The sequence below is a fragment of the Litoribrevibacter euphylliae genome (genome assembly GCF_042646085.1).
Taxonomy (GTDB): Bacteria; Pseudomonadota; Gammaproteobacteria; order Pseudomonadales; family Litoribrevibacteraceae; genus Litoribrevibacter; species Litoribrevibacter euphylliae.
In genome coordinates this window covers 1-231 of record NZ_JBHRSZ010000008.1, presented here as the reverse complement: position 1 = coordinate 231, position 231 = coordinate 1, and the positions used below count along the sequence as shown (strand labels likewise).

At 58.4% G+C, this 231-nt stretch carries 1 protein-coding gene; it reads right to left on the bottom strand.

Annotated features, from left to right (window positions below):
* The coding region (locus ACFOEK_RS19125) for a VCBS domain-containing protein (RefSeq protein WP_386723087.1) at positions 1-231 on the bottom strand (231 nt) is incomplete at both ends.

The window sequence follows — 231 nt, the reverse complement described above, 5'->3', positions numbered from 1 at the left end:
TCGGTTAAAGTCTCGCCTTCGCCCAACGCTTGAACCGCGGCGTTACCGTTATCCAGTGTGTAGGTCCAGTTGCCGGACGCATCCACAGACACCGTTCCGTAGGTGGCGGTGCTGCTGGCCAGTGTATTTTCGCCGGTGTCAGTATCCGTCACAGTCACGGTACCCGTCGCGGTGGCATCGCCATCTTCAACCACATTGGTGTCTGTCGCCGTCACAGTAATGTTCGCCGCA